Source organism: Pseudomonas sp. KH_050 (genome assembly GCF_057838875.1).
The window spans coordinates 2,482,484-2,506,767 of the sequence record NZ_CM174478.1 but is presented as its reverse complement, the minus strand read 5'-3'; the positions used below and the strand labels follow the sequence as shown (position 1 = coordinate 2,506,767).

Sequence of the window (24,284 nt, the reverse complement as noted above, 5' to 3'; positions counted from 1 at the left end):
ACCCGACAATCAAATCCGGCCGTGGGCTCTTGGGCGTTCGAACTGGCTGTTCGCGGGTTCGTTACGCAGCGGTAAACGTGCGGCGGCGATCATGAGTTTGATCCAGTCGGCGCGGCTCAACGGGTATGATCCGTATGCTTGCTTGAAGGACGTTCTCACGCGTCTGCCCACGCAGCGGGCGAGTGAGATTACCGAGCTTCTGCCGCATCGGTGGGCGCCCGTTTAATCACGCAAGGTGTGTTGGGCAGACGCTTACTTTAGGTCAGCGTCATGCGAGCAACTCGAATCTCGACTAGGGTTAGTCGTTGCATTGCCTGACGTTTCCCGCAAACCTCTATGACCTCAACCTGACAAGGGGGTTGATTGGTTGTCATGGAACTCTCTAAAACTTGAAGAAGTGGCGGGGCTGCCGCTATACCTGTAAAAATGAGTTTGCCTGGTCGGTAAATTCAACCTTAATTAAATCCAACACGATGCCTGTTGGATAAACCGGAAGCGGATCGTTTCGAATCTGCTTCGTAGTCTGAGGAAACACTGATGAAAAGAATTTTGGCTCCACTGCTGGCCCTGGGTGCAGCGCTGACCTTTCAATCAGCTCTGGCCATTGACGGCGAGGCACTCTTCAAGAGCAAAACCTGCGTTGCCTGCCATACAATCGACGCCAAACTGGTCGGTCCGGGGTACAAGGAAGTAGCGGCCAAATACGCTGGCCAGGCCGACGCTTCCGCCACTCTGATCAAGAGCATCAAAGAAGGCAGCACCGGCAAATGGGGTCCGATACCAATGCCGGCCAACCAGGTGACCGACGAAGAAGCCAAGACTCTGGCTGACTGGATTCTAACTCTGAAATAAGATTACCCAAGTCAAAAGCGATGCAACATTCGCGGCTGTAGCTTCTGAACTAAAAGCATCCTCAACGCAGAAGCGAGCTCGCTCCCTTTTGCGTTGAGGTCTCGCTGGTTTGTTAAAGGCTGGCGTGCCTTGCCCCCTTCCTGGCCCGGGAATTTCAAACCGCATGTTGGCCTGCTACATCGCAGGAGTTTGCTGCAACAGGGCCAGGTCGATATCCTCAAAGCGCAGTACCCTGCCCCCCTGTTCGCTGGCCAGTTTACCCGCGGCCGCCTCCTCGGAAAATGACGCAAGGACCACGCCCATAGAACCTTTGAGTTGGGTCCCGACCACATACCAGGCTTTGGTCGCATCGATCAGATAATTGTCGTCGGGTTTTTCCCAGGCGCTTTTACCCATGTCGTGCACATACAACCTGGTCTCAGTGAGATGGTTCTCCGGTTGCAGCCACCAGCCGAGCATTTCTGCGGTGGAGCAGAACTTCTTGACCCCGCCTTTTTCCACTAGCTGACCTTTGGGGCCTGGAAAATCGGCGATGACCATGCCGCAGACATGGCACTCGTCAGCCTGATGGAAAGCCACTGGTTCCAGCGCCTGTTTAACATCTGCTGGCTCGTTGCAGGCTGCCAATCCGAGGCAGGTCATGATGACCATCAGGGCTCGTGCCCCGGTCAGGTACAAAGTGTTCATTGGAATCTCCCGAGCTTGGAAAATCAGGTCAGCCGACGGCGAAACATCCAGTAAGCCAACAGCAGCAGAACTGCGACCCACGACAGCAGACAGCCCCACAACATTGAGCCTGGTACCGGCAGATCGCTGCTCAATGCCATAAGGCCGACGGCATTGCCGCTGCCCTCGAAACCGGAAAGGTTGATCAAGCGATAGACGTCAGTCGGGTTGAGCAGCAGCAACCAGGGCAACAGGTCCGGGTTGAACCGGCCTTTGCTGAGTACCAGCAACGCCAGCAGCGCCAGGTCGAACACCAGTACGAAGAGGAACCACACACCCAGCGCCATCCCGGCTGCGCTGGATTTTTCACTGGCCTTGCTGCTCAGCACATAAGCCAGGGCCAGGAACACCCAGCCCAGCAGCGTGGAAGAAACCATAAAGCGGCCGAACGCCCAGAGCAGTAGACTCAGCTCAACATCATCGACCAGCAAGGCAATGGCCACGGCGGCACAGCCGAAGCCGATCAGCGTGGCCAGGGCCAGGATCAGCCCGTGACCGACAAACTTGCCCAGGAGGATCTGCCCGCGCCCCAAGGGATAGGTCAGGAGCAGCATCAGCGTGCCACCCTCGTCCTCGCCGACGATGGCATCGTAAGCCAACAGCAGCGCGATCAGCGGCATCAGGAAGGTCGCCAGGCTGGCCAGGCTGGCGATGGTTGCTGGAATCGAGGTGAAGCCCACTTGCCCGGACGCGGCTGCGCCGAGCCAAGCGATACCCACCGCCAGAATGGCGAACAGTAGACTGATCGCCAGTAGCCAGCGATTGCGCATCCCGTCGCTGAATTCCTTGCTGGCGATGCTCCAGATCTGCTTCATGGATGAGCGCCTTCTGTGTCGACGGTGGCACGACTCATGTAGTAGCCGTAAAGGTCCTCGAGGGAGGGTTGCAGTATCTCGATATCCTGCGGTTGATCCTCGCGGAACAACTGGCTGAGCAGATCAACTTTGTGGCCGTTGACCGCCATCACCTCGACTCCGCTGCCGCCCATGGCCTTGGCGCTATGACCTGCGGCATTCCAGCGCTGCAACCACTGCTCGCGCCCGGACAGACCACTGGCGCGGATACGCGCCGGCAAGTCGGCTTCTTCGCGCAGGCTGGCCAGACTGCCAATCGCCTGCAAGCAGCCATTGGCCAGAATCGCCGCGCGGTTGATATGCGCTTCGACCCCCGCCAGCACATGGGAACAAAGAATGATGCTGGTGCCCTGCTGGCGCAGGCGGTCGATCAACAGGTAAAGCTCCTGAGTAGCGATGGGATCGAGGCCGACCGTGGGTTCGTCCAGCAACAGCAACCGTGGCTCGCCGAGCACTGCCTGAGCCAGGCCCAGGCGCTGACGCATGCCCTTGGAGTAGGTTTTCACCCGACGGTCCGCGGCGTCGGCAAGGCCGACCTGTTCCAGCAACTCACCTACCTGCGACAGCGCGGTGCCCTTGAGGCGGGCGAAATAGCGCAAGGTTTCGCGGCCGCTGAGTTGTGGGTAGAAGGTCACGTTTTCCGGCAGGTAACCGAGCTGGCGACGCACCTCGGCGTGTGCAGGCCGGCAGCCGAGCACGCGCACCTGACCGGCGCTGGCCGTAAGCAGACCGAGGATCAATTTCATGACCGTGGTCTTGCCCGCGCCATTATGGCCAAACAAGCCCAGCACCTCACCCTCACCCAGACTCAGCGTCAGCTCGTGCAACACGGTCATGCTGCCGTAATGCTGGATTACACCTTCAATCTCGACTGCGTTCATAAGACAGGCTGCTGTATTTGGGGCATGGTCGGCAGGTTCATCAGCGGGTAACTGTCCTTGACTCCCGGCGACTTTGTCACCGGGAAGCTGTGCTGTACCCAACGCAGTAACTGGATGCTCGGGCTGTTCATCAACAGCCGCACCTGTGGGTACAGCCATAACAGACGGTCAACGTTATCGTTGGGTTCATAGATCACGTCGCCCACCGCGTCGTTATTGCGATCCCAGCCCAGGTAGTCGCTCCAGTAATTACCGTGGCCGTCGACCGACCACTCCTGAGTGCGGCTGGCGACGTATTTGACCTGCTGCTGATTGTCAACAAAAGCGTTATCGGCGATGCGGTTGTCTTCGGAGCCGGCGGTGAGATGAATACCCAGGGCGCTGCGTTCGAAATGATTGTGCTCAATGACATTGAACAACGAGTTGTAGATGAACAGCGCTTTGCCCTCGCCACCGCTGACCATGCCGCCATCAGCGGAACCGCTGCGCACGTCACTGACGAAGTTATCGCGTAATTCGGAATAGGTGATGTAATTCATCAAAATGCCATAGCCCTCGTCCTGTTCGGAACGGTTGCCGATCACCGTCAGTTTGCGGCTTTGCATCAAGGCGTAGCCGGTACGGGTGCGGCGGGTGGTGTTGCCGAGCAATTGGTTGTCGTTGGCGTACATGTAGTGCACGCCGTAGCGCAGGTCTTCCAGGGTATTGCCCTGCAGCAGGTTGCCGTTTGAGGTGTCGATGTAGATCCCGTCGCGGGTCAGCCGCACGTGATTGCCGATCACCCGGGCTCCACGCACGGCAAACAGATGAATGCCGTTGCCGCGGTCCTGGGAACGAATGCTCGGGTCGCCTTCGATATCGTTGTCAATCAAGCTGGCCTCGTGGGTTCTATCCACCCAGATGCCAAAGCCTGGCCCTTTCATGCGGTTATTGCGGATCACTGCGCCACGGGCTTGTGGCCCGATGAAAATCGCCGAGTTCATGGCCGTCATGTCGCGCCCCCAATCGAGCAAGGTGCAGCCCTCGATTCCCACGTCAGGCGCGCTGATGAACAGTGCATTACCCTGCCCCTGAGCGTTGATTACCGCACCTTTCTCGCAATCGATCTGCATCGGCTGATCAACGGTGAACTGCCCTTGGTATTCTCCGGCAGGCAGCGTCCAGTGGTTATCGCCAGCGGCTTGCAAGGGCAGTTCGGTGATGGGTCGTGGCGAGGCCTGGGCGACAACCGATAGAAATACCAACACTAAAAGTGCCATGCCGTGCCGTGGATCGGTTGTCAGGGTTCTGAACACTGCGATTACCTTTTTGCGGCCGTGAGGCGCTACGCCGCTGAAACCCGCTCGACCTTCATGCGGCCGACCATTTCCATGTGCAGCGCATGGCAGAACCAGCTGCAGTAGTACCAGTGCAGGCCGGGCTGGTCGGCGACGAAGGTGATCGAGGACGTCTGCTGTGGGCTGATCTCCATGCTCACACCGTGGTTGGTCATGACAAAACCGTGGCTCACGTCTTCAATCTGGTCGATGTTGGTGATGGTCACGGTGACCTCATCGCCCTGTTTGACGGTGAATTCCGGCATGCCGTAGGCCGGGGCCATCGAGGTCATGTAGACCCGGACTTTCTTGCCGTCGCGGATGACCTTGTTGTCGGTCTCCAGCTTGACCCCGTCCTTGGCGGCGATCGCCACGGTTTCGGCGAAAAACGGGTCGTTGCGGTCCCAGATCTTTTTGGTCCTGATCTGGTCGCGCCGGGCCATGATGCAATCGTGGGGTTCGGCGAAGGCCGGGCCGTCGTGCACCAGTTTCATTTCATCGCCGGAAATATCGATCAACTGATCGTTTTCCGGGTGCAGCGGGCCGGTTGGCAGGAAGCGGTCCTTGGAGAATTTGCTCAGGACCATCAGCCATTTGCCGTCGGCCTCGCTGGTTTCGGTCAGCGAGGCATGGTTGTGGCCCGGCTGGTACTGCACATCGAGTTTCTGCTTGATGTAATTGACCTTCTCGCCGGTGTAGGCGCGAACGGCTTCTTCCATGTTCCACTTGACCACCTGGCTGTCGATAAACAACGTGGTGTAGGCACAACCGCGACCGTCAAAGGTGGTGTGCAGCGGACCGAGACCCAGTTCCGGCTCGCCGACCACCACCTCGCGTGGATCCTTGAATTTGTCGTTGAACAGATCATCGAGCTTGGCAGTGGCGATGAGGGTGCAGGTGGGCGAAAGCTTACCGTTGGCAATGAAGTACTTGCCATCAGGCGAGGTATTGAGGCCATGGGGGTTCTTCGGCACCGGGATGTAACGGGTGAATTCGCTGTCCTTGCCCTCGGTTTTACGACCGTCGACCACGGGTGACTTCGAATCGCCCAGGGTGATGAACTTGCCGGCCTTGATCGCCGCCTCGATGCGCGGGATGTTGAACACCACCACCCAGTCGCGCTCGTTGCGCATCATGCCGCCCAGGTCGTAGGCCTTCTCCGAGTTGTAGCAGGTCGAAGCCGCGTATTTGCCGGTGTAGTCAGCGTCGGTGTTGTCCAGGTTACCGTCGACCATGACCTGGAACGCCACCTCCATTTTCTCGGCGTCGATGGCGTTGAACATGGTGTAGCTGTTCTTATCCAGCAGGTCGAAGGTGCTGCCGTCGTTGGGGTGCGGAATGACAAACTCGGCATTGGCAAACACGTACTTAGTGTGCGGCATTTTTTGCAGACGCAGACCGTGCACGGCCTGCACGTTCGGTACGGTGAGCATCTTGTCGCACTTCATGATATCCAGGCGGATGCGCGCAATCCGGCTGTTGGCCTTGTCGTTGATGAACAGGTACTTGCCGTCGTACTTGCCGTCGGTCATGGACAAGTGCGGGTGGTGGCAATCACCGTTCTGGAAGCGTGCGCTGTCACCCATGATCCGTTTGCTTTCGTTGGTTAGACCCCAGCCGGTGGCGGAATCGACGTTGAACACCGGAATGCGCAACAGCTCGCGCATCGACGGGATGCCCATGACCCGCACTTCACCCTGGTGACCGCCACTCCAGAAACCATAGTAATCGTCCAGCTCGCCCGGCCCCACGTGGATCTTCGATTGCGCGTCCTTGGCCGCTGCCGCCCAGGATTCACGGGTGAATGCCACGCTGCCAAGGGCCGAGGCACCGGCCAGCGCGACGCTGGCCGCGGCCGTGGTGCCGAGAAAACCGCGACGGCTGAGGCCGGTCGATTCCAGCTCCTGCACTGGTTTCACGGTTTCATGATCGTTTTTCGACTTGTTATCGCTCATGGGTATTGCTCCATTGGGGGCAGATATGAAACAGCTCGATCAATCGATTCTTGGTGTGTTTGCAGCAAGGGGCTCAGGGCTCGAACACTTGCACAACCGGAATCAACTCAGCGCGATCCAGCACTGGCGCAGGCTTGCTCCGCGTCTTGCGCTTGTTCTTGATGACCAGTGGCGGGCATTTGTTTTCGTTGTGATACGTCATCTGGCAATCGAGGCAGTAGTGGCACTCGTTGGCGTTGATATGACCATCCGGGTGGATTGCCTGGATCTCGCATTCCTTGGCGCAGAGCTGGCAGGGAGTACCGCACTCCTTGCGCCGTTTGAGCCAGTCGAACAGCCGCAGCTTGGTCGGAATCGCCAGCGCCGCGCCCAATGGGCAGACGTAGCGGCAGTAGACCTTGCGGGTAAAGATATTGATCACCAACAGCGCCACCGCGTAGGCCACGAACCACCATTGGCGGTCGAATTTCAGGGTGATGGCGGTCTTGAACGGCTCCACCTCGGCAAATTGCTCGGCAGTGGTCATCGACTCCAGGGAGATGCCGAACAGCAGCAGCAGGATGATGTACTTGATCGCCCAAAGCCGCTCATGGACCGCGAATGGCAACTCATATTGCGGAATCTTCAGTTTGCGCGCGGCTTCGTTGATCAACTCCTGCAAGGCGCCGAACGGGCACAGCCAGCCGCAGAACACGCCACGGCCCCAGAGCAGGATGCTGGCGGCGGTAAAGGTCCAGAGGATGAAAACGATCGGGTCCGTGAGAAACAGTTCCCAGCGGAAGTTCTCGAACAGGGCATGGACGAACGTCAGCACGTTGACCACCGAAATCTGCCCCAGGGCATACCAGCCGATGAACACCACGGTGAAGACCAGATAGACGCGACGCAGCCAGTGGAGGAAGCGCGGGTATTTGGTAAAAGTGTCCTGCAGGAACAAAATCACCATCAGCACTACAAGGGCCGTGCACAGTACCCCGATCTGAAACGCTTTCTGGTACCAGATATTGACCCACGTCGGCCGGTTGGCAACCTCGATGGCGGCCAGTTCTTCGGCAGTGGGCGGTGGCCGCAGGAGGTATTGCTCGGGCAGTTGGTAAGACAGTTCGAAGCTGCTGAACATACCGGCAACCGCACCGGTCTGACGCCGCACCAGCAGCTCCAGGGACCAGGGTGATCCCGGATCGAACCTGGCCGGTTCGCGCACAATGAAAATCGACATTTCATCGAACTCGGGCATGCCCTTGGCAAACACATCTGAGAGCCGCTGATGGTCCATGTCGCGGAAGCTGATGATGTTGCCGAATTGACGCAACTGCACCCGGTCGAAGATCCCGCCGCGCACATAGCCAGAGCCCTTGTAAGAGAACAGCCCGCGTCCCAGCACGGCGATGGCCTGTTCGCCGGGTTTGAGATCCTGCATGAGGAAGCGGTACTGATTGTCGCCCAGCAGGTTGCGGCCGATGGCCGGAGGATTCAGGTCGGCGACATAGAGTTCGATAAAGGTTTCATCGACTTGCTCGGCACTGGCGTTGTCGACGCCCTCGGCCTCGGTCCCCTTGAAGGCTGCGTCAACCTGGCCACGGGTCAGGTTCAAGCGGCGAATGGCGCCGTTGCCGGTCAGTTGCTCCCAGGTGGCGGGCTCGAAAAAGTCTTCGCGCACGGTGGCGGGTTTGCGCGCCACGCCGCCCGAGTCCTCGACCAGCTTGAGCGATACGGACACCTTGTGCGCAGCGCGCATGATCACCTCATTGACCACCATCGCCGTGACGGTCGCGCCCGCGATCGCATCCACGGTGACCGCTTTCGGGTCGCTGGAATGGCCGACGACCACTCTCCGGTCAGCCTTGATACCCTTGTACTTGGCATCGAAGGCGTGGAGCTTTTCGACGGGAATCCCAATCAGCAGGATCGGTTCATGGTGCTCCAGCACGTAGGCATCCTGGATCACACCGCCGGCATCGAGGATTACCTGCATGTTGATCGGTTTGCCTGAATAGGCCGGAATATCCACCACGTCCTGACTCTGGAACACATAACCGAGCGGCTTTTCTCCAGAGCTGATGGTGCGAACCTTGAACTCGCCTGTCGGCGCGGACAAGCTAGCGCCGCCTGGAAAGATTTTTTCTATACGCTGCTGCTCGATTTCTCCGTATTCTTTTGCTTGTAATCCGGAAAATCCATCGAACACCAGGCACAACAATATCATCAGCCCATATTTAAATGGACTCAGGCCAGTGAGAGTCTGGAAGCACACATGGGTTCGCTGAGCGATCGACCTCGGGTGAATGACTCGCCGAGTAACGATTAGGCTCCAACGCCTCTGGATTAGATTTTTGATAAAAACTCCTCCTTCCTCACGGACCATAGCAAACTTATCCATCCGCGGATCAAAATAATTTCAGCGTCGGCACTCTCCAATAGTTCAATATTTATTTGATCAAACGGTCGCCGTAGGAATGGCAGTGACCTGGCAAACCCGCACAGATCCGTACGTGCGGAACTCCCGCATACGGCTCCGGCCTCAGGTATGTGACGCGAAGCGATCCTCTGGAAGGTGCACTTCTGGGTCTCGGTCTATAGTGGTCTGCAAGGCGTCCATAGCGCGACCAGTGGAGTCGATTACGCTCACTGCCAGAGTGCTACTCCAGCCTGCTCCCTTTCGGGGTGAGTGGGGTACGGTTCGGCTCCGCTGCGGGTTTCTTTTTATCCAACACACTGGTCACGCCATGGACGCCCGGAGTGACGGCATAACTGCCAACCTTCGTCTTGAATCGCGCGATTGGCATGGGCCTCGTTATGCGCTTCTTTCAGTTCAAACGCTTCGAGCAACATGAGCAAATTCGTTATAGAACGATGCTCCGACCTCACGATCTTCGCAGGATTACCCGGGCAAAGCCTGGGCTCCCAGGGAATCAGATAGGTCGTTTGACCGAAGAGGTCCTGGCGACATAGTACGAAGGTTTGGCTAAACGCTGCATAGGGACTGCTCCCAGGCGAAAACCGCATGGTTGCGCACCCAGAGCGGCCAAAAGCCGCTCTGATAAACCGACGGCGAAGACGGCGGAAACAGCCGGATAGACACCACCCGAGCCCGCGAGGGGGTGAGGAAAAAATGGCCCCCAGACTGAATTTTTCCGTTCCGCTCTGGTGCAGCCCGTTCAGGGCGAAACCAGGGTGCGAAGCATCCGGCCGCACCGCTTGCGTGCGCGTCAGATGAAACCGGACCAATCTGGTTACGAGCCGCAGCAGCAAAGGAAGGGACAACGTCCCCGCGCCGATGCGTCGCACAGTCTCAGGAAGCGGGTTGTCTGTCAGCGACGCTTCACCGTCCGTCCCGTAAGCTCGCGCCGGATGCAAATTCGCCCTGACGTCATCAACGTCTATGCTCCACGTGAGGAATTTTCCTGATCGACCGGATGTGGGCGCCGTGCGCTTACCGGATCAAGGTGCTGCCCACTCTCGTCGTAATCGGTGGAGAAGAAACGAGCCATGATTGAAGTACAGGTATATCGATACCACCCGGAACAAGAACGGTCGCCTTGGATGCAGTCGTTGTCGTTGCCCGAGGAGTTCCGAGTGCGAATGGTGCTGGATGCGTTGGAGTTCCTGCACGAGGCAGATCAGACACTGGTCTACCGGCGCTCCTGTCGGGAGGGTGTTTGCGGCTCGGATGGCATGAATATCAACGGCAAGAACAGACTGGCTTGCATCACGCCAGTTTCGGAGGCGCTGGGCACGGCCAGCATACTGATCATCAGACCTTTGCCCGGCATGCCGGTCATCCGCGATCTGGTAGTCGACCAGAGTCTCTTCTTTCAGCAGTACAAGAGCATCAAGCCATGGCTGATCAACCACGAGCCAGCACCGGCCATCGAGCGTCTCCAGTCCCCCGAGGAGCGCGCTAAGCTCGATGGGCTGTATGAATGCATTCTCTGTGGTTGCTGTTCCTCGCAATGTCCATCCTGGTGGTGGAACCCGGAAAAGTACGTAGGTCCAGCCGGGCTGTTGCAGGCTTGGCGTTTCATCACCGACAGCCGCGATCAGGCCACGGTGGAACGGCTAGAGCGGCTGGAGGACCCGTTCAGCTTGTTCCGTTGCCGCAGCATCGGCAACTGCTCTTGGGTCTGCCCAAAGGGGCTCAATCCCATGGGAGCCATCGGTAAAATTCGCCAAGAGCTGTTCCGAAAATCCACCTAGGACGTTGGATCAACGCAATGAATCGGCTCGGCTTCCCAAGACTCTTTAGAGTGCCTCCTTTTGGCCGTTGTGTTGAAATAGTCGGCTTCGGTTTCCACGGCAGAAATGTACGCGCCTGATAGCGTGCAGAACTGCGATCACTGCTCAATGCATGGGAAACTAGGCCAAGTCGACTCTTTCAACAAAATCGGCCGTTCTCTGCCGGTCAGCATTGCCGCATCGGCTGGTCAAGTCGAATGCAATTGGCTGATCAGTGACCATGCAAAAGGGTGGTCATGTGCGCTGCAATTACGCAGTTGGCCAGCGCGCTCCCGCGGCTGGCCCGGAATCGAGTCACCATCGCCCTGAGCGTTGGGATCAAAAAGGTGTGTGTTGGCCGGACGGTTACCGAGCAACTGCATGGCCTCTCCTTGTGATGGTGCCGTGATGGCGGCATAGCCTGTCAAGGCCGGTAAAGATTCCTTTCAGTTATCGGAATACCTCACGGCGGTTGCCCAACTGCACTACCAAAATCCGGATGTCGCAAATCACTCAGAAATCCCCGACTGGAACAGGCTGGTTGTCTGAGGACGACTGTCTGACCTGCGGTGGATCGGAAGAAGTCACCTGTCGACTGTGTCACGGTTCTGGGGGCGGCTATCAAACTAGGAAACAACAGAGCCGCGCGGAACGGACTGAACACGCTTCTGGGCAAAGTGTTTGACCGCTACGAAGCCGAGATCATCCCGGGTAAGAAGCCTAGAACCCAGAAAGACAACCTGCTCTCGCTGACGCAGCTCAGGAAGGCATTCAGCGATGCTCCGATCAATGCAGTGACACCACAGGCAATTGCGCAATACCGCGACAAGCGAACCGGCAAGGTTCGGGCGAATCGCGAAATCTCGCTGCTCTCGCACATCTACAACATCGCCAGGGAATGGGGCATCACCGACAAGGAGAACCCAGCTTCTGGCGTGCGCAAGAATAAAGAAACGCCCCGCGACTTCTACGCCGACGCCACCATCTGGAACGCTGTTTACGGGGCAGCGTCTCCCGAACTGAAGGATGCCATGGACCTAGCCTACTTCACTGCTCAACGCCCTGCTGACGTTCTGTCTATGCGAGCCACGGATGTCATCGACAGCTTCCTGCAAGTCGCCCAAGGCAAGACGTCGAAGAAGTTACGCATCCGCCTCGATGCCGGCGATATCATCAATGGCCTGGGCGAACTGATTGAAAGGCTGCTTGAGCAGAGGAAAGCGCGCGCAGTCCGGAATCCTTACCTAATCGTCACCGAGGACGGTCGCCGGGTTACCGCGCCGATGCTCCGTCTGCGCTTCGACGACGCACGCAACGTGGCAATCGTTAAAGCGCTGGAAGACGAAGACCCAACGCTCGCGGCAAGCATACGGCAGTTCCAGTTCAGGGATATCCGGCCAAAAGCGGCCAACGAAATCGACGATCTGGGGCATGCTAGCCGCCTGTTCGGTCACACCGACAAGCGCATCACTGAGACGGTTTATCGGCGTGTCGGGGAGATCGTAATGCCCACCCGATGAGGCCGGAAAACAGGCCAAATTCGTTTCCGGCAGTAAAGTGCCACCCATTGATTTTAGCGGCCTCCAGAGCATCGGAGAATGCTCGCTTGCGGAAACTGATAATGGCTATGCAATTGAAATATAACGCTTATTCGTCGGACTTGAAAACCGTCGACTGTAACAGGTCCATGAGTTCGAATCCCATCGCCTCCGCCATCTTTATACGAAAAAGCCCTGATTTTTCAGGGCTTTTTCGTTTCCTAGGTTTGGCTTTTCTGCTGCCAAGCTCAATGCGACCGGCGTTGCCTCTGAAGTTCTGTCCTCAACCAGGTGCTTGTTGGTTGTACGCCTGCCGGGCAGCGCACTTCATAGGCATTTCCACTCATACTGCTTTTAGTGGCAGCAAGGTCAATGAAGTCTTCTGCGCTACTCACCATGTTCTTGCTTTCGAGATAATTTAGCTTCTTCTCCAGATGCGTACGAGCCTGCGGACCTGAGTACTCGCTCCCGTTGCGCACAAGCTGACACTCGCTGTGTTCGACAAAGTCCAGCAACCCCTTTATCTCCTGGGCGGCTTGAGGCGTGGTTTGAGCCTGCACATTGGTCATTATTGCGACAAGACTAATACCAGTTGCAATCAGCCATTGGCTGATGGGCCGAGCCACCGCCCCTATCAAAATCCGCATGATTCTTCCTCATCCTGAAAGGGGGCGACTGTAGCACCACCGCATCGGGAGCCACTGTTATTTGGTGATGTAAACCCAGCAAGTGATGATGCAAGCCGTGCGAAGGCGCTCCGATCGCCCTGATTAAGGCGGCGGTAACTCTCAAGGATTTGGGTTTCTTCGGGCAGCTCTTCTTTAAACCGGGACTTCTTCCCCGTCAGTAGATCGAGGACGTCGCCCCCTGAATGCGACAGCCGTCAAGTAGTCTGCCTTAGGAGATCGAGATCCCTTCTCGTACTTACTTTGATCGTTTGCCAAGACGCCTCCCAGTGCCGCCCGCTCCTCCTTCAATCGACTACCGAACGTATTCATTTTAGTAGCCCAGCTCCATGAGCTCCGCCAAAATGGTAGCTTATCGCCATCAACCGCTACCCTGCCGCGTGTACGAATCCCCGGTAACGCCCACAACTGACACGTAGTAACGTTCAGCCACATTTAGCTATGGCCTTCAAGGTTGGTCGGAGAAAAACACGCATGGCAGTAGGTGACAAAATCAGGAAAGCGATAGCCTCCCCTGGCGATAATGATCATTGGATCTACAGGCTTCGCTACGCAATCATGCTGGAAATTGAGGATCTCAAACGGCATGAGGATTATGAGAATCTCTCGGAATCGCAGATTAATGCGTTGAGCCCCGCCGAACATTTGGCATTTAGGCTCATCGATACCACGGAAATCCTTGACGTAATTGCGCCTGTAATCATGTACGACACAGAAAGATCCGCCACTTTGGCAAACGAACTTTCCGATTACTATCAAGCTCGCACACAAGACAAGAAATGCTTCGTTCCATGGGGCGTGAAGGGCGCGCTTTTTACAGACGATATCGGCATATAGCCAGGATTTCCCAGTCCTTTGCCTGCAAGCCCAAGGACTGGGACAGCGCCAATTTCGGCGCGGATAGCGCGGCGCCGCAGTGACAGCTATCTAAAGACGTCATTCGCCACGCTGACCGTAAGCACCGCACAGTTGAAGACCCTGGCCGCCCTTACTACAGGCGCGGCCGATCTTCTGAGTCGGGTTGGGGCTGTATTTTTGACGCTTCAGCTGCAGATGCAGTCATTCAGATGTGCCTGTGAAATCACGGCCGATTTATTTCTTGCTATCAGTTTTTTTAGCCAAAATATCCTTTGCCCACCTGCCAATCCGATCTCTGCTGCGATCAGAAGGGTTGTCTTTCTGTGAATCGTAGGTTTTGTTGAGTGATTGCATCGAGGGATGTGGACCCTTGTGGATCACACCAGAAAAACTGGAACTATCCACGGCCAACTGTGCCATTTCACCCAGAGCGACGACAATCTCTGAATCATTAAGCAGCTCATTTATTCGCTCAAGATTTTTGAGGTCGCAAACTTCATTTGTTGTTCCTTCGGTTCTCCCCGTTTTGCTCTTAAAATGCACATCCTCAGTCCCTGGACGCCCCTTTCCAAGACTCGCGAACAAGCATAATGTAGAGTGACTTACTTTTAATGATGCTTTCTCTACATGAAAAACTGGCTCACCTTAATCCTGGGCTTGCCGACAGCGAATGCCACCGAGCGCATGCGGGCTTGGCGCGCTCTAAAAGCCTCTGGAGCGGCGGTCTTACGTGATGGCGCTTACCTTTTGCCGAATACCGCTGCCTGTCGAGAAGCACTCGCTTCTGTCGAGCGCAACATCTTGGCCATCAATGGCACCGCCTACGTCCTACCTGTAGTTGATCCTGACGGCGAACGCTTTGTCGAGCTGTTCGATCGTAGCGAGGACTACACCAGGCTAAGCGCTGAGATCGAAACATGCCGAGCACAGCTCAATGCCGAAAATGCACTGGCCACCACCAAACAAATTCGCAAGCTACGCAAAGCCTACGATCAGCTGGCATACATCGATTACTTTCCTGGTCAGCCGAAGCAGCAAATCGACCTGGCTTTGCAGGAGCTGGAGACAGCTGTCAGCAGAGCGCTGTCCGCGGATGAACCCCATAGTCGCGATCAGCCAATAACGCCGCTGAGCCTCGTCGACTATCTGGGCCGTGTCTGGGCAACACGTAAGCGCCCCTGGGTCGATCGACTGGCCAGTGCCTGGCTTATTCGCCGCTTCATTGATCCGCAGGCTCGGATCCTCTGGCTGAACAGTCCACAGGACTGTCCAGCCGATGCCCTCGGTTTTGATTTCGATGACGCGACCTTCAGTCATGTCGGCAACCGTGTGACCTTCGAAACCCTGCAAGCCAGCTTTGATATTCAAGAGCCTGGTCTGGGACGCATTGCTGCCTTGGTGCATTACCTCGATATCGGGGGTATTCAGCCGGTGGAGGCTGCGGGTATCGAACGGGTGCTGGCGGGCCTACGTGAAACCATTATCGATGACGACCGTCTGCAGACTGCTGCAAGCGCCATCTTCGACGGCCTGCTCGCCGAGTTTGTGAAAGAGGAACAACCCAATGAGTAAGGCTTCTTCATCAGGCATTGAAGCGGATCTGCCGAGGCCTGAGGCGATCAGCTTGCGTGAGGCGTTCTGGTTTTGGCTGAAGTTGGGATTCATCAGCTTCGGTGGACCCGCGGGACAGATCTCAATCATGCACCAGGAGTTGGTAGAACGTCGGCGCTGGATTTCCGAGCGGCGGTTTCTGCATGCCCTCAACTACTGCATGTTGCTGCCAGGGCCCGAGGCTCAGCAGTTGGCGACCTACATCGGCTGGCTGATGCATCGAACCTGGGGCGGCGTGATCGCCGGAGTGCTGTTTGTGCTGCCGTCGCTGTTCATTCTGATCGCGCTGTCCTGGCTGTATATCGCCTTCGGCGAGGTGCCGGTGGTCGCCGGGCTCTTCTATGGGATCAAGCCTGCGGTGACGGCCATCGTAGTGCAGGCGGCTCATCGAATCGGCTCACGGGCGCTGAAGAACAACTGGCTGTGGGCGATTGCAGCTGCTTCGTTCACTGCAATATTCGCGTTCAACGTTCCTTTCCCGCTGATCGTGCTGGCTGCCGCGTTGATCGGCTATGTCGGAGGCCGTCTGGCGCCCGAGAAGTTCAGAATCGGAGGACATGGCGCTGCGAAGAAATCCTACGGCCAGGCCTTGATCGATGACGACACGCCATCCCCCGGGCATGCCCGGTTCAGCTGGCTGAAACTGGTACTCCTGGCCTTGATTGGCGCCGCGCTGTGGGCGTTGCCGATGGGCTTTTTGACCATATTTTATGGCTGGCAAGGCACTTTGACTCAAATGGGCTGGTTCTTTACCAAGGCCGCGTTGCTGACCTTTGGCGGTGCCTACGCCGTGCTCCCCTATGTCTACCAAGGCGCGGTCGGTCACTATGGCTGGCTGACTCCTACACAAATGATCGACGGGTTGGCCCTGGGGGAAACCACGCCGGGGCCGCTGATCATGGTGGTGGCTTTTGTTGGCTTTGTCGGGGCCTATGTCTCGCAAGTGTTCGGTCCCGATCAAGTGTTTCTTGCCGGTGCCGTCGCCGCGTCCCTAGTGACCTGGTTCACCTTCCTGCCATCGTTCCTGTTCATCCTGGCGGGTGGCCCACTGGTGGAGTCGACCCACAACGAACTCAAGTTCACCGCGCCACTGACCGGGATTACCGCTGCGGTGGTGGGGGTGATCCTCAATCTCGCGTGTTTCTTTGGCTATCACGTGCTGTGGCCGAACAGCTTCAGCGGCACTCTCGATTGGCCCTCTGCGCTGATCGCCATTGCAGCGGCGATTGCCTTGTTCCGCTTCAAGCGGGGCGTCATTCAAGTGCTGATTGGCTGCGCGCTTGTCGGCTTGGCAGTGCATCTGCTGCGCTAGAGAGCACGAGTTGATTAACACTCTCGGGCGGGCACCGGGCTCGCCAGATCACCCAGCCTACTGAGCCAGGCAGGAGGTGCTCCATGAGGTGGATTACCCGAGATCGACCGCATCGCTTGTCCTTGGCTGATCACTCGCCTTATCGATCCAAAGCCCGAGTTTTTATATGTGCCCAGCGGTGATGTGCTACGCCTTGCGGTAGAGAAAGACGCAGCGCCCTACGACATCCCTGGCGTTGAGCGTTCAGGCCGATCCAGCCATGGATGCCCACGTACAGCCCGACACCGATGATGCCATCATGATGGCACACGTTGTTACACATGCCACCGCGCTAGCCGGCATTCTGCGGCTACGCTCGAAGCTCTAAATTGGTGAGGCTTCGTCATGTCGAGCAGGATTTTTCATGTTGATTTTCGCGCAAGCACCGGTGATTCCGGTTACAAGGATAGAAAACCCATGAGCACCCCACTGCGCATCAACGAAGCACTTTTGATTGCCCGCGACGCATTTGAACCTTTTCAATGCGTCGCCTGGGCTCCGCAAGACGGTAATGGCGAACTGAGCCTGACCGTCATCGACCGGACCAACACTCGTATTGGCCACAAACAGATTCCAAGCAGTGCCTATTCCGATCCGGCACAGCTGGAAACCCTGCTGGAAGAGGCGCGCGCCGAGTTGAGCCTGGAGGGCTACACGCTGCAATCCTGGACAATGCCAAAGTAAGCATTCTCGCGGATCGCTACCGGTGAGAACGCGTAATCAAGGGGCCGATGGATTCAAATTTCGCCTTTATCCTCCATCGAATCACCTACAGCGGTGGTTACGGCGGGAACGTCATGTCGCAGTTGCGCCGGGCGACAGCGGCCGGTGCATCTTGCCTGGCTACCCGCTAACCCGCGCCTGACGGCGGGTGTGTATTCCAGTGATACTGGCCTGATCACGCCTGACCCGATGGTTCAAAGCACCCCGGGCACCACCAGGGTCAACCAGGCAACACAGGGTCCCACCAGGGCAATCACCGCGCTGTAGATCAGCAGGCTGCGCAACACTTTTTCCCGCTCCTGCTGGGGTGTATTGGCCACCACCAGCGCGCCATTGGTGGAGAACGGGCTGGTGTCGACGATGGTGGTGGAAATGGCGATGGCCGCGACCACACCGACCGCACTGATCTGGCCCTGGCTCAAGAACGGCACGGCCAGGGGAATGATCACCCCGAGCAAGGCCGTGGACGAGGCGAAGGACGAGATGATCGCGGCGGTGAAGCACAGCAGCAAAGCCACCAGCAGCGGCTCACCCAGACTGGAGATGCCATGGGCGACATAGTCGATGGTGCCGATGCGCTGCATCACTCCGATGTAAGTGATGATCCCGGTGATCAGCAGCACAGTCGACCAACTGACCTTGTCGATGGCCGCCTTCTGCGCCTTGGGCGCGAACATGGCCAGGACCACCGCGACCGTCATGGCCACCAGGCCGACATTGAACTTGAACACAAGTGCCGAGACCGCCAGGGCCAACAGCCCGACCAGCGTCGACCGCTTGGCCCAGTCCAGGCCGTGGACGGCTTGCAGCGGCGCACCGGCGCCCGTCAGGTCGGTGCGGTGATAAGCCGGGGAAGCCGGCGTACCGCCGTGGCCAAGAATGGCCAGCGATGCACCCGCGGCATGCAACCCGGGACCGGGCGAAACCGCCACCAGTGACAAGCGAGCGCTGCGCAAGCCACCGAAGACTACGAACACCACCATGGCAATCCCCAGGTTGAACAGCAGGCTGGTGATGAACAGAGTGGTCGGTGCATAAGGCAGTCCGGAGGACTCAACGATCTGATTGGTGATGCCACCGAAAATACTCACAGGCGAGAAGCTGCCGCCCTGGGCGCCGTGAATCACCATCAGTCCCATGAGCACCGGGTTGATGCGGTACTGCACGGCGAAGTTGAGAGCAATAGGCGCAAGGATCGCCGCCACCGCAGGGCTCAGCGCACCGAAACCGGTGAGCAGCGCCGCCACCACGAACATCACCCAAGGTATCCAGGCGACATGGCCACGCACCATCAACACTGCCCTTTCGATCAGCCAGTCGATGGTGCCGTTGTTCTGGGCGATGCCGAACAAATAGGTGACACCGACCAACGTCAGGAACAGGTCACTGGGAAAACCGGCGAAGATGGTCGCCGGTGTCATGTCCATTATTACCGAACCGACGATAAAGGCCGCCGCGAACGCCAGCGCGCCCATGTTGATGGGCAACACGCTGGCGATGCCGAAAATGACCACTAGTACTAAAATCGACAGAATCTCATTATTCATTTCAATCTGACTCCCCGCATTCGGACGGTCCCGCAGGTACCATCCTTGTTGTTATTTTTCCGGGATGTGGAGCAACCGACTCACGTCAGGCCGGGCGTGCCGAAACGATTGCGATCGGTGTCGCGCAGCAAGTTCTTTTGTACCTTGCCCATTGTGTTGCGTGGCAGTTCATCGACATTGCACATAATGGGTGATCACCCCATAACCCATGGGGAGCGTGGCTTGCCCGCGAAGTCGGCCGCACAAACACAGAAGCTTTCAAGTCTGTCGTGCTAATTGCCACTAAACACCGCCGGCCGGCGCTCGGCAAAGGCTGCCAGCCCTTCGCCAAAGTCAGCACTTTCGCACGCTTGTCGGCGCAGTTCGGCAATCTGTTCCATCGCCTGCACCGGCATCGGTTGCAGGTCTTCAAGGATACGCAGCTGTTCCTTGACCGCCGCAACGGCCAGCGGCGCTTTGCTGGCGACGCCGTGCGCCAGTTCCAGCGCGGTCGCTTCCAGCACATCACTGTCGACCAGTCTGTTGACCAGACCAAACCGTTCCGCCCGCTGCGCATCAAGCTTCTGCGCAGTGAAAAACATCTCCTTCAACACATGAATCGGCAAATTGTTGAAGAAGCGCAGCAATCCGCTGGTGGTGTACGGCAATCCAATGTTCACTGGCGTCATGGCAAAGCTTGCGCTGCGGTCCGCGACGACCATGTCGCAGCTCATTACCAGATCCACCGCGCCGCCCCACACCGAGCCGGACACCAGGGCAATCACCACGCCGGGATAGGCGCGGATGCGGCGCAATACCTGTTCGAGCGGTTTGCCGTAGGCAATCGGGTCGCGGTCGTGTTGCAGTTCGCGGATATCGTGGCCGGCACTCCACACGGATTGGCCGATTTCGCTGCCGAGGATCACCACCGGGATGCGTTGTGACGCCAGGGCGACGAGGCTTTCGTCGAGCGCCGTCAGCAGTTGTGCGCTGAGTGCATTGCGGTGGGAGGGGTTGCTGAAGACCAGCCGCGCGATGCGTTCATCGACCCGGTTGACGGTCACGGTAGCGTAAGAGGTTGGATTCATTGTGCGGTTCCTGTTGATTGCGCGCAGGTCATGTCGTCGGAGTCCTGGAACACGATTTTAGCGGCGAGCAGTGCGTTGATCGATACAGCGTCGAAACCGGCTTCGCGCAGTATTTCGACGGTGTGTTGGCCAAGCAGTGGCGGTGGGCGGCTGGCAACGCCGTCAGTGGCGCCGAACACCGGGGTCACTACCTGACGCAGTGCGCCGAGTGTCGGGTGCGTGAGTGTCTCGGTCAGTTGGCTGTGCAGCACCTGCGGGTCGTCGAAGACCTCGTCGAGTGTGTTGATCGGGCCAGCGGGTAATCCTGCGTCGACGAACAGCGTGGTCCACTCGCGTTTGCTGCGGGTTTTCAAACGGCTTTCCAGAATTTCTCTCAATTCGTCACGACGTTCGACCCTCGCTTCATTGGTGGCGAAGCGCAGATCGTCCGGCAGCTCGGGCAAATCGAGCAGTACGCACAAACGCCCCCACATGGCCGAGGTGATGGGCGCCAGATTGAGCGGGCCATCCTTTGTCTGGAACACGCCGTAAGGCGCAATCACCGAATGGGCGTTGCCGGTGCGACGCGGCACATCCCCCAGGCTGAGGTAGCGTTGGCCGTGCACACTCAGCAACCCGACCAGACTGGCCAGCAGCGACGTGCCGACATGCTGACCGCGTCCGGTGCGCTCACGCTCCAGCAGCGCGGCCAGCACCGCTGTCACCAACCACATGCCCGAGGTCAAATCGCCGATGGCGGTGCCGGTGCGCGTCGGGTCGCCATCGACGAAACCGGTCAGGCTCATCAGCCCCGAATAGCCTTGGGCGATCTGGTCGAAGCCCGGCCAACTGCTCATCGGCCCGTCGGCGCCAAAGGCGTTGATGCTGCCCATCACCAGTCGCGGATTGCGGGCGCTGAGCACCTCATAACCGAGGCCCATGCTTTCCAGCGTGCCGGGTTTGAAGTTCTCGATGACGACGTCGGCGTCATCGATCAGCTGCTGGATGGTGGCCAGCCCTTCGGGATTGCGCAAGTCAATGCAGATGCCGCGCTTGTTGCGGTTACATGATAAATAGTAGGTGCTCACGCCCCGGTCGAAGGGGCCCCAGGTGCGGCTCATGTCGCCAGTCGGGCCAGGCTCGATCTTGATCACATCGGCACCGAGGTCTGCCAGCACCATGGTGCAGAATGGCCCCGACAGTGCGCGACTCAGGTCGACGATTTTCACGCCTTGCAAAGCTTGCATAGGGTTCTCCAGTGAAGGGTTGAGTACGGGCTATTGCGCCAAGGTCTGATCACGGGAGGCGCTGCTTGCCTTTGACGGCCGTTAGCGCTTCGTTTGTTGTGAGACGAGTCTAGGCGTCGTATCTCATAATCTTCAAATATGATATTCCTCTGCATCCATCGGAAAATCATATGGCTTAGGAGGTACGCATGGACCTGCGCCAGTTGCGGTATTTCATCAAGGTGGTCGAGTGCGGCAACATCACCCGCGCCAGTGAAGCGCTGCATATTGCGCAGCCCGCGATCAGCCAGCAGATGCGCAATCTGGAACTGGATATGGGTATGCAACTGCTTGAGCGCAGCGTGCATGGCGTGGTCCCCACTGCGGCCGGGCAGACGCTTTACCGGCATGCCATCGAACTGCTGCGCCAGGCCGACGGCACCCAGGAACTACTGCGCCAGGACGCCGAATTCCCGCAAGGCAAGGTGTCGGTCGGCATGCCGTCGAGTACGGCCCGGATGTTGGCGATTCCGCTCGCGCGTACGATTCGCAGTCGATATCCGGGTATCAAGCTGGAATTGATCGATGCCCCAAGCGCCGACCTGGGGCGCCTGATCACTGTTGGGCGGGTGGCACTGGCGGTGAATGTCGATGCGGTCGAAACCCGGGGCATGGCTTTGCGGCGACTGTTAACCGAAACGCTGTACTTGGTGGCGTGGCCGGAATTTGCATTATCGGATGAACCCGTGTCGATTGAGGCATTGGCGAAGATGCCGCTGGTGCTGCCCTGTGCCCCGAACACGATTCGCAGTCGGGTCGAATTTGCACTGCAGGAGGCCGGCCTGAAATGCGAGGTTGAGTTCGAAGCCAATTCCACCGACCTGTTGTTCTCGGCCGTCAAGGCGCAGCTCGGTGTCACGATCCTGCCGTGGGCCGCGGCCCATGTTGAGCTTGTGCAACACAGGCTCAAGCTGGCCAGGATCGATCATCGACTGTTCAAGCGGGATCTTTCGCTGTGCTGGCATGACACGGTTGTAGAGAGCAATGCCGTGCAGAAGGTCAAGTCGACCATTTTCGAGCTGTTCGAGGAATTCGGGCGGCAGCCGGGGTGGGCAGATGGGCACGTGTTTGGCGAGCCGGACGCGACTACTCGACTTTGACAAGTGGCGGCGGGTAGTAAGTACCGTTCGCCACGCCGTCCAGCGGGCCGTAGAAACGCAGGGTCAGACGGTAAACCATACCCTTCGGTGTCGGCAGCCAGTTACCCTCTGGCGCGTCGGGTGGCTTCTCGGCGGCGAAGTAGAGGGTGAGCGATCCATCCGCGCCTCGCTGGGGTTTGGTCTGCTCATTGAGTAAATAGCGTTTCGCCGGGTTCGCAAGCACTCGAAAGTGGACGTTATCGACAGCGATGATGGACCAAAAGTACCTGGCAAACCGGGTCGGCAATGCGTCAGCAGGGAAAGTCATTGTGTAAACATTGTCGCCATTGAGTTCGGCCCCCGTCGAATCATTGCCGCCTCGATAATAGAGGACCTCGGGCTTGATATTGGCCCAAATACCGCCATGGTTGACCAGGGTTCGCGCGAGGTAATCGAGCCCGTACTCTCCTACGACGCCGGGACGCGCCCAGCCATTCTCAACCGTTCCGTGACCAATGATGCTGCCTGCCTTGGCGAACTGCGGGAAAGCTACTTTTCGGATCACCTGCTCGACACGAGTTCGTTCAGCAGGGTCGCTTATCGCCTTTACCACAACGCGCGTCGTCTGCTGTAGGTGTTCAAGGCCAGGATTCAGGTCCGGATCGCTGTCGAGCGCTGCTTCAGCGGCGTCAAAGGCTTCGACACCAGGCAACTTCTCCATTTCGAAAATCGGCGTTTTGGGGATCTCCGGCAATTTGGGGGCGCCGCTGGCGGTGAGCTTGAACTGCTGCTGCAGTGCAACGGCGCGATCCGGATCGCTGCCCAATGCAACACGCGCAAGGATACGAGAATGCTTGACCGGCAAGTCGATGCGGCTGGTCAAGCCGTCCGGCAGCTTGACCTTGGCGCCTCTGAGACACACGGCAAAGTCGCCGTAAGGCTTGCGGGGGAAGACTCGTTCGTTAATGTTGGCAAGCGTCTCGCCCCAACCGTTCAGAAACTGCACGGTAAAGTAACGGTCCTCGACTTTTGGTACAGAGACAATCGTGCAACTTGACTCATCGACCGCGACCCAGGCCTCCGAATACGCAACATCAAGGTTGGGGTTAGGCCAATCAACCGCGCCGGGCATGCGATGGATGAGTTCGTTCCATTTGAAGCCGTCCTGGAAATCGAGCTGTTGCTGGCGGGTTACGTGTAAACGACCGAGCAGATAAATATACGCATCGGCGATGTCCTGATCGCTGGGTTGAAGCTGAACCGCGACTGAATTGCTGCTTGCACCGAAAGAAATAATCCCGAGTAAAGCCATCGTGCGTGAAACTCTTGACCGATCCATCGCATACCTCGCTTGGAAAGCGGGTTCTCCAACGACTGTGTTTTTGTGCTCGTCACTTGCATTTCAATGGAAAAAGATGCGCTACAAGGTTAAAACCGAAAGGTTAGCAGCCCACCTGCTTCGGATTTCAGCTTCCGACTTGCGGTAGTGCCACTGAAAGTAACGCTCAATGCTCAGGGCTGAGTGATTTGGTTTTCTGTGGGCATGAGGATTTGTCTCGGTGGTCACAGGAAAAGTTGGCTAAGCTCAGGCGGTGAAATTTTCAGGGGTTACAGCCATGACGAAAAAACTCATCTGTCAGAAATGCAAACAAGATACGTCCGTAGAGCTTTGCTTTGACGAGGACATCGACGGCCAGGTCTTCAATTGCGAGCACTGTGGCGGGAGGCATGTTGAGGTTGAGACCAGAAAGCTACCGGGA

20 protein-coding genes and 2 pseudogenes are annotated in these 24,284 nt (G+C 57.8%); 10 read left to right on the top strand and 12 right to left on the bottom strand.

The genetic code is table 11. From position 1 onward, the window contains the following. Nucleotides 1-4: 4 nt before the first annotated feature. Together AC3IUA_RS11465 and AC3IUA_RS11460 are read left to right on the top strand one after the other, a co-directional pair. Nucleotides 5-226 (top strand): annotated as a pseudogene (locus AC3IUA_RS11465) (transposase domain-containing protein); the annotation flags it as partial. A 311-nt stretch (nt 227-537) separates the two neighbouring features. Then, nucleotides 538-852, top strand: coding sequence for a c-type cytochrome (locus AC3IUA_RS11460; protein WP_489360951.1), 315 nt, complete (start codon nt 538-540; stop codon nt 850-852). A gap of 174 nt (nt 853-1,026) precedes the next feature. Here AC3IUA_RS11460 and AC3IUA_RS11455 read toward each other — a convergent pair whose 3' ends face one another. The 6 genes from AC3IUA_RS11455 to nosR form a co-directional block, all read right to left on the bottom strand. Further along, nucleotides 1,027-1,539, bottom strand: a complete 513-nt coding sequence (locus AC3IUA_RS11455) for a nitrous oxide reductase accessory protein NosL (protein WP_489360950.1) — start codon at nt 1,537-1,539, stop codon at nt 1,027-1,029. Between the two features lie 23 nt (nt 1,540-1,562). Then, nucleotides 1,563-2,393, bottom strand: coding sequence for an ABC transporter permease (locus AC3IUA_RS11450; RefSeq protein WP_489360948.1), 831 nt, complete (start codon nt 2,391-2,393; stop codon nt 1,563-1,565). Further along, nucleotides 2,390-3,313 carry an ABC transporter ATP-binding protein gene (locus AC3IUA_RS11445; protein WP_489360946.1) on the bottom strand — a complete coding sequence of 308 codons (924 nt, stop codon included), beginning with the start codon at nt 3,311-3,313 and terminating at the stop codon, nt 2,390-2,392. The genes AC3IUA_RS11450 and AC3IUA_RS11445 overlap by 4 nt, the downstream gene beginning before the upstream one ends. Further along, nucleotides 3,310-4,572, bottom strand: coding sequence for a nitrous oxide reductase family maturation protein NosD (locus tag AC3IUA_RS11440; protein WP_489362312.1), 1,263 nt, complete (start codon nt 4,570-4,572; stop codon nt 3,310-3,312). The genes AC3IUA_RS11445 and AC3IUA_RS11440 overlap by 4 nt, the downstream gene beginning before the upstream one ends. A 65-nt stretch (nt 4,573-4,637) precedes the next feature. Continuing rightward, a complete protein-coding gene (gene nosZ, locus AC3IUA_RS11435; RefSeq protein WP_489360944.1) occupies nt 4,638-6,584 on the bottom strand; it encodes a TAT-dependent nitrous-oxide reductase in 1,947 nt (648 codons plus the stop codon). A gap of 73 nt (nt 6,585-6,657) precedes the next feature. Beyond that, entirely contained in the window at nt 6,658-8,790 is a 2,133-nt protein-coding gene (gene nosR / locus AC3IUA_RS11430) for a transcriptional regulator NosR (RefSeq protein ID WP_489360943.1), read from the bottom strand. A 1,283-nt stretch (nt 8,791-10,073) separates the two neighbouring features. Here nosR and AC3IUA_RS11425 point away from each other — a divergent pair. Together AC3IUA_RS11425 and AC3IUA_RS11420 are read left to right on the top strand one after the other, a co-directional pair. Further along, nucleotides 10,074-10,781: a succinate dehydrogenase iron-sulfur subunit gene (locus AC3IUA_RS11425; RefSeq protein ID WP_489360941.1), complete on the top strand. Its 708-nt coding sequence runs from the start codon at nt 10,074-10,076 to the stop codon at nt 10,779-10,781. 677 nt (nt 10,782-11,458) lie between these two features. Then, nucleotides 11,459-12,319, top strand: a pseudogene (locus AC3IUA_RS11420) (tyrosine-type recombinase/integrase); the annotation flags it as partial. A gap of 266 nt (nt 12,320-12,585) precedes the next feature. Here AC3IUA_RS11420 and AC3IUA_RS11415 read toward each other — a convergent pair. Beyond that, nucleotides 12,586-12,984, bottom strand: a complete 399-nt coding sequence (locus tag AC3IUA_RS11415; RefSeq protein ID WP_489360940.1) for a YfeK family protein — start codon at nt 12,982-12,984, stop codon at nt 12,586-12,588. Nucleotides 12,985-13,497: 513 nt separating this feature from the next. Here AC3IUA_RS11415 and AC3IUA_RS11410 point away from each other — a divergent pair. Continuing rightward, nucleotides 13,498-13,860: a hypothetical protein gene (locus AC3IUA_RS11410; RefSeq protein WP_489360938.1), complete on the top strand. Its 363-nt coding sequence runs from the start codon at nt 13,498-13,500 to the stop codon at nt 13,858-13,860. A gap of 255 nt (nt 13,861-14,115) precedes the next feature. Here the strand turns inward: AC3IUA_RS11410 and AC3IUA_RS11405 are convergent, their stop codons facing one another. Continuing rightward, nucleotides 14,116-14,424 (bottom strand): hypothetical protein, encoded by a 309-nt coding sequence (locus AC3IUA_RS11405; protein WP_489360936.1) that lies wholly within the window; start codon nt 14,422-14,424, stop codon nt 14,116-14,118. Between the two features lie 84 nt (nt 14,425-14,508). Between AC3IUA_RS11405 and AC3IUA_RS11400 the strand changes: the two genes are divergently transcribed. The 4 genes from AC3IUA_RS11400 to AC3IUA_RS11385 all read left to right on the top strand — a co-directional run bounded on the left by AC3IUA_RS11400 (nt 14,509) and on the right by AC3IUA_RS11385 (nt 17,527). Beyond that, on the top strand, nt 14,509-15,453 hold the full coding sequence (locus tag AC3IUA_RS11400; RefSeq protein ID WP_489360934.1) for a chromate resistance protein ChrB domain-containing protein: 945 nt from the start codon (nt 14,509-14,511) through the stop codon (nt 15,451-15,453). Then, nucleotides 15,446-16,804, top strand: coding sequence for a chromate efflux transporter (chrA, locus tag AC3IUA_RS11395; protein ID WP_489360932.1), 1,359 nt, complete (start codon nt 15,446-15,448; stop codon nt 16,802-16,804). Before AC3IUA_RS11400 ends, chrA begins: the two co-directional genes overlap by 8 nt. A 102-nt stretch (nt 16,805-16,906) precedes the next feature. Next, the gene (locus tag AC3IUA_RS11390) at nt 16,907-17,095 is read left to right on the top strand and encodes a chromate resistance protein ChrB domain-containing protein (RefSeq protein ID WP_489362310.1); all 189 of its coding nucleotides are present in this window, start codon (nt 16,907-16,909) and stop codon (nt 17,093-17,095) included. A 165-nt stretch (nt 17,096-17,260) separates the two neighbouring features. Beyond that, nucleotides 17,261-17,527 carry a hypothetical protein gene (locus tag AC3IUA_RS11385; RefSeq protein WP_489360931.1) on the top strand — a complete coding sequence of 89 codons (267 nt, stop codon included), beginning with the start codon at nt 17,261-17,263 and terminating at the stop codon, nt 17,525-17,527. Nucleotides 17,528-17,760: 233 nt separating this feature from the next. Here the strand turns inward: AC3IUA_RS11385 and AC3IUA_RS11380 are convergent, their stop codons facing one another. The 3 genes from AC3IUA_RS11380 to AC3IUA_RS11370 form a co-directional block, all read right to left on the bottom strand. Next, nucleotides 17,761-19,113, bottom strand: a complete 1,353-nt coding sequence (locus tag AC3IUA_RS11380; RefSeq protein WP_489360929.1) for an SLC13 family permease — start codon at nt 19,111-19,113, stop codon at nt 17,761-17,763. A gap of 272 nt (nt 19,114-19,385) precedes the next feature. Continuing rightward, nucleotides 19,386-20,180 (bottom strand): methylmalonyl-CoA decarboxylase, encoded by a 795-nt coding sequence (scpB, locus tag AC3IUA_RS11375; RefSeq protein WP_489360928.1) that lies wholly within the window; start codon nt 20,178-20,180, stop codon nt 19,386-19,388. Beyond that, complete coding sequence (locus tag AC3IUA_RS11370) at nt 20,177-21,406, bottom strand: CaiB/BaiF CoA transferase family protein (protein WP_489360927.1); 1,230 nt, start codon at nt 21,404-21,406, stop codon at nt 20,177-20,179. The genes scpB and AC3IUA_RS11370 overlap by 4 nt, the downstream gene beginning before the upstream one ends. Nucleotides 21,407-21,594: 188 nt before the next feature. Here AC3IUA_RS11370 and AC3IUA_RS11365 point away from each other — a divergent pair, with 188 nt between their 5' ends. Continuing rightward, nucleotides 21,595-22,545, top strand: coding sequence for a LysR substrate-binding domain-containing protein (locus AC3IUA_RS11365; RefSeq protein ID WP_489360926.1), 951 nt, complete (start codon nt 21,595-21,597; stop codon nt 22,543-22,545). Here AC3IUA_RS11365 and AC3IUA_RS11360 read toward each other — a convergent pair. Further along, on the bottom strand, nt 22,532-23,836 hold the full coding sequence (locus tag AC3IUA_RS11360) for a DUF1214 domain-containing protein (protein ID WP_489360924.1): 1,305 nt from the start codon (nt 23,834-23,836) through the stop codon (nt 22,532-22,534). The two genes, AC3IUA_RS11365 and AC3IUA_RS11360, sit on opposite strands and share 14 nt — an antisense overlap. Between the last annotated feature and the right edge of the window lie 448 nt (nt 23,837-24,284).

Coding starts and splice junctions, on each gene's coding strand:
- AC3IUA_RS11410 (WP_489360938.1), top strand. CDS start 13,498: ATGGCAGTAGGTGACAAAATCAGGAAAGCGATAGCCTCCCCTGGCGAT.
- chrA (WP_489360932.1), top strand. CDS start 15,446: ATGAGTAAGGCTTCTTCATCAGGCATTGAAGCGGATCTGCCGAGGCCT.
- AC3IUA_RS11365 (WP_489360926.1), top strand. CDS start 21,595: ATGGACCTGCGCCAGTTGCGGTATTTCATCAAGGTGGTCGAGTGCGGC.
- AC3IUA_RS11455 (WP_489360950.1), bottom strand. CDS start 1,539: ATGAACACTTTGTACCTGACCGGGGCACGAGCCCTGATGGTCATCATG.
- AC3IUA_RS11415 (WP_489360940.1), bottom strand. CDS start 12,984: ATGCGGATTTTGATAGGGGCGGTGGCTCGGCCCATCAGCCAATGGCTG.
- AC3IUA_RS11425 (WP_489360941.1), top strand. CDS start 10,074: ATGATTGAAGTACAGGTATATCGATACCACCCGGAACAAGAACGGTCG.
- AC3IUA_RS11370 (WP_489360927.1), bottom strand. CDS start 21,406: ATGCAAGCTTTGCAAGGCGTGAAAATCGTCGACCTGAGTCGCGCACTG.
- AC3IUA_RS11380 (WP_489360929.1), bottom strand. CDS start 19,113: ATGAATAATGAGATTCTGTCGATTTTAGTACTAGTGGTCATTTTCGGC.
- AC3IUA_RS11445 (WP_489360946.1), bottom strand. CDS start 3,313: ATGAACGCAGTCGAGATTGAAGGTGTAATCCAGCATTACGGCAGCATG.
- AC3IUA_RS11460 (WP_489360951.1), top strand. CDS start 538: ATGAAAAGAATTTTGGCTCCACTGCTGGCCCTGGGTGCAGCGCTGACC.
- nosZ (WP_489360944.1), bottom strand. CDS start 6,584: ATGAGCGATAACAAGTCGAAAAACGATCATGAAACCGTGAAACCAGTG.
- AC3IUA_RS11440 (WP_489362312.1), bottom strand. CDS start 4,572: ATGGCACTTTTAGTGTTGGTATTTCTATCGGTTGTCGCCCAGGCCTCG.
- scpB (WP_489360928.1), bottom strand. CDS start 20,180: ATGAATCCAACCTCTTACGCTACCGTGACCGTCAACCGGGTCGATGAA.
- AC3IUA_RS11450 (WP_489360948.1), bottom strand. CDS start 2,393: ATGAAGCAGATCTGGAGCATCGCCAGCAAGGAATTCAGCGACGGGATG.
- AC3IUA_RS11385 (WP_489360931.1), top strand. CDS start 17,261: ATGAGCACCCCACTGCGCATCAACGAAGCACTTTTGATTGCCCGCGAC.
- AC3IUA_RS11360 (WP_489360924.1), bottom strand. CDS start 23,836: ATGGCTTTACTCGGGATTATTTCTTTCGGTGCAAGCAGCAATTCAGTC.
- AC3IUA_RS11400 (WP_489360934.1), top strand. CDS start 14,509: ATGAAAAACTGGCTCACCTTAATCCTGGGCTTGCCGACAGCGAATGCC.
- nosR (WP_489360943.1), bottom strand. CDS start 8,790: ATGATATTGTTGTGCCTGGTGTTCGATGGATTTTCCGGATTACAAGCA.